This is a genomic window from Acetobacter okinawensis JCM 25146 (assembly GCF_000613865.1).
GTDB lineage: Bacteria > Pseudomonadota > Alphaproteobacteria > Acetobacterales > Acetobacteraceae > Acetobacter > Acetobacter okinawensis.
Genome location: NZ_BAJU01000082.1, coordinates 1 through 4,060, shown reverse-complemented (window position 1 = coordinate 4,060; position 4,060 = coordinate 1). Strand labels below are relative to the sequence as shown.

Here is a 4,060-nt window from a genome sequence, read left to right as displayed (position 1 = left end):
CTCCGCCACAGGGGGTGTTGCGCGCCACAAGGGGGCCTGCCCCACCCAGCCCGGCAGACAACAGGGGGTCGCACTGTGCTCCACAGGAGCCACGGCAGAAGGGGAGGCGGGCAGCGCAGGCGGGCTGGCATGCTCCTCCAGCACCAGTATTTTGCCCGACCAGTCCCCCACGCTCCAGTCCTGCTCCTGCGCACCGGCCCGCTCAAACCCAAGGCGGCAGCGCTCGTACCAGCTTTCTGGCGGAACGGTGCGACCGGGCTTCCAGCCGCAGACCACAAGCCTGTCCGCCGCACGGGTCAGGGCGACGTAAAGCAGGCGGTTGTATTCCTCCACCGCCTTGTCACGCAGGCCCTCATACAGGCTGCGGGTCAGCCTGACCGACAGGGCGTTGCGCGGCACGTAGAGCGGAACATCCACCTGTGTTTTTTTGTCCTGCGCCCAGAACAGCCTGGCCTCAAATCTGGGGGTGCCGACCGTATCTGGCAGAATGACCAACCGCGCCTGCAAGCCCTTGGAGCCATGCGCGGTCATGACCCGTACCGCATTGCCTCCCGCCTCTGCCTCGCGCTTGACGGTTTCCTGCGAGTGGCGGAGCCAGTGCAAAAAACCCTGCAACGAAGGCGGGTGCTGCTCCTGATACCGCAGGGCGGCGGAGAGCAGCTCGTCCATTGGCTCGGCGGCTTCCGGCCCCAGCCGCGCGAGCAGGCGTGCACGCCCCCCTGCTGGCCAAGGGCTGCGCACAGCAGCTCGTACGGGGTCAGGTAGTCCACCCGGCCAAACAGGGTGTTGAGCATGGTCCACGCCTGCGCCCAGTCTGCACGCTGTGCGTGCCGCTCCCGCAGGGTGGACCACAGCGGCGCACCGGGTGTGCGCCCTACGGCAAGAGCCATAAGACTGTCATCACTCAACCCACCAGAGGGGATGTCAGCACGCAACCCAGCGTCAGGTCGTCCTGCGGCAGCAGCAGGGCCGCGCACAGGGCCATAAGGTCCTGCACCACAAGCTGGTCGGCAAGCCCGGTCCGCACCAGTGTGGCAACCGGAATGTTATGCCCCTTGAGTGCACGCACCAGCAGCGGCACAAAGGAGGAGCGGCGCGGCACCAGCACCAGCACATCCCCCGGTGTCAGGGGTTTTTGCCCCAGTGCCGCGGGGGCTGCAAGTTCGCGCGCAATGATGCTGGCCAGTGCATCGGCCAACTTTTGCCGCGGGCTCTGTCGGGTGGCGTTGACCGCCGTAGGCTGCCACGGGCTGATGCCCTGCTCATCCCCTTCTACCTCCGCCAGAGGCCACAGCTCCACCCGTCCGCCCTGACCGGGGCGGGCCGTAATGTGGCGCATGGGCCGCCCCTGCTCCTCCGCTACGCCACGGGCGGCCTGTGCATCGGCAAAAACGGCATCGACCAGTTGCAGGACCGGTGCTGTGGAGCGGAAGGAGACTGTCAGTTCCGGCTCGCGCCATGGCAGGTTTGCCCCCTGTGCGCGCTGCTTGAAGCGGGCGCGCCAGTCCCTGAACTCATCCGGGTCGGCACCCTGAAAGGCGTAGATGGACTGTTTGTAGTCCCCCACTGCAAAAACCGTACGGGGGCCATCCTCCTCCGTGCGTGTGCCTGCGCCCGCAAAAAACTCCTCGGTCAGGTCCCCTGCAATGCGCCACTGCTGGGGGGATGTATCCTGCACCTCATCAAGCAGCAGGTGGTCTATGCCGCCGTCCAGCTTGTACAGCACCCATGCCGCACCGGGTGTGCGCAAAAGCGAGAGTGTGCGGTGGATCAGGTCATCATATTCAAGCTGGCCCTGCATGGCCTTGCGCTGGTCAAACAGGGTGGCCACGGGGGCTGCCATTGTCAGCAGTGCCGCACCCAGCCGGGCAAGCTGGCGGGCGTTCAGCCCCTCCTCCACCTCCAGTATGCGCGTGGCCTCCCTGTGCAGGGCATCGGCCAGATCTGTGTATTTTTCAGCCAGCTTGGTGGACAGCAGACCACGGCTGCGGGGCTTGCCGTCCTTTGTCAGCAGGCCATTGCGCCACACGCTCCATTGCGCGGCCCGCTCGGGGGGGTACAGCGCCAACCAGTCCAGCAGGGCCTGCGCATTGGCTTTGGCCGTGGCCGAACCTTCCACCAGAAGAACCGCCAGCCCTGAGCGCAGGATGGATTCGTCCGCAAAATCGATGCAGGCGGCGTGCAAAAACGCCTCGTCCGTCTGTTGCGCGGCCTGTGCGGGCAGGTTGAGCACCCGGCACAGCAAGGCCTGTGCCTGCTCGGGCTGGGTGCTGACAAGAGCACGCGCAGCCTGTGCGCGCGGGTCGCGCCGCAGCACACCCGCAAGGGCCATAAAGTCCCCCAGCCCGATCTGCCCGGCAAGTGGTGCCACAGTCGCCTGCGGCTGCCCGCCCAGAACGCTTTCCACACAGCTTTGCAAGGCCAGGGCTGCGTCTGTTTCCTCCATGACCGTAAAATGCGGGTTCATGGATGCCTCAAGCGGGAAGCGCCGCAAAAGCGACTGGCAGAACGCATGAATGGTGCCAATGCGCATACCACCCGGCAGGTCCAGCACCTCCGCGAACAGGGCGCGGGCCTTGCGCCGGGTCTGCTCCGTGCAGGGGACGGACAGGGCGGCAAGCTCCGCATCCAGCCGTGTATCGGGCAGGGTCACCCACCGGCCCAGCCGGGTTTGCAGGCGAATGGCCATTTCCGCCGCTGCCGCCTTGGTAAAGGTCAGGCACAGGATGCGCGCAGGGTCACTACCGGGCACAATAGCACCATCGGCCCCCACTCTGGGCAGCATAAGCCGGAGCAGGCGGTCAATCAGCAGTTTGGTTTTGCCACTCCCCGCCGATGCCGACACAAACACCGAGGCCGTAGGGTCCGACGCCATAGCCTGCTGCTGGTTGGCCTGTGCAATGGCGGCATCCAGCGCATTCTGGGATGGGGGAGTACTCATGCATCGGGCTCCGCGCGGCCTGTGTTCCACTCCGGCACACGGGCCAGACGGGCATAGTCTGCAAAACGTGGTTCCTGCCCCGGATGGGGGTGGGAGAGGTAAGGCTGCTCTGGCTGGTCATACGCGGCAATGCGCTCCAGCAGGCTCTGCCATGTCTGCTCGGCCAGATCGGTCAGGCTTTCATGCTCCTTGGAGGCCACAGCCACCTCCCCCCCCGGTTCTGCCCCCCCGGTCAGCCGCCAGTAGATCAACCCGTCAATAGCGGTCACGCCGGGGGCTGCGGCAAACCCACCGCGCAGCAGCATGGCGGCCTCCAGCGGCAGTTGCGGGCTCCAGCCCGACAGAACATCGCGCGTGGTGGGCAGCATGCCCGTTTTATAATCCTGCACAATCACGCGCCCCTGTGCGCCAAGCTCCACCCGGTCAGCCCGTCCGACAAGGCGGAACGGCCCCCCCGGGGCATCAGGCACCACAACCGCGCCTGCAATTTCGGTCAGAATAGCCTGTGGCGTACCGTGGGTTGCGCGGCGCTTCTGCTCCGCCTGTGCAACCCAGTGCGCTATGCGCTCCAGCCGGGGCGCCCACCATGCGTGCAGGGCGGGGCGCAGAGCCTGCCCGGCCAGACTGGCCTGAAACACCTGCACCAGCCTGTTCTCCGCATCCACCGGCCAGTCCACACCATGGAGCCTGACCCAGTGCTCCAGTGCGTCATGCACGATCATCCCGTAATCCGATGCATCCGCCCCCTCCTCCAGTTCAGGCAGGGGGTCAAGGCGCAGGATATGGCGGGCATATATGGCGTAGGGGTCGCGCATCCATGTTTCTATTTCCGTCACACTCAGGCGGCGCGGGCGCAGGGCCACATCGGGCAGGGGCCGGGGTGGGGGCACGGGCTGCGCCGGTCCTTGCGGCTGGTCAAGCTGTGCAAGCCATGACAGCACCGGGTGTTCGGGCACACGCCCCCCACCCGGCCAGAAAAGCATCCAGCCTGCTCAACCAGCGCGCGGGCACAACAGGTGCTCCGTCGCGCCTGCGGGCGGAGGACAGAACAACATGCTCCGCCGCCGCTGCCGTGGCAAAAAAAGTCGTGTGCCGCCTGCCCCACCGCCTGCTCGGGCG

At 66.5% G+C, this 4,060-nt stretch carries 2 pseudogenes; both read right to left on the bottom strand.

The annotated features are described in order from the left end of the window. Positions 1-2,941, bottom strand: a pseudogene (locus tag JCM25146_RS20140) (UvrD-helicase domain-containing protein); the annotation flags it as partial. Further along, positions 2,938-4,060: pseudogene (locus JCM25146_RS15435) on the bottom strand (PD-(D/E)XK nuclease family protein); the annotation flags it as partial. The pseudogenes JCM25146_RS20140 and JCM25146_RS15435, both read right to left, overlap by 4 nt.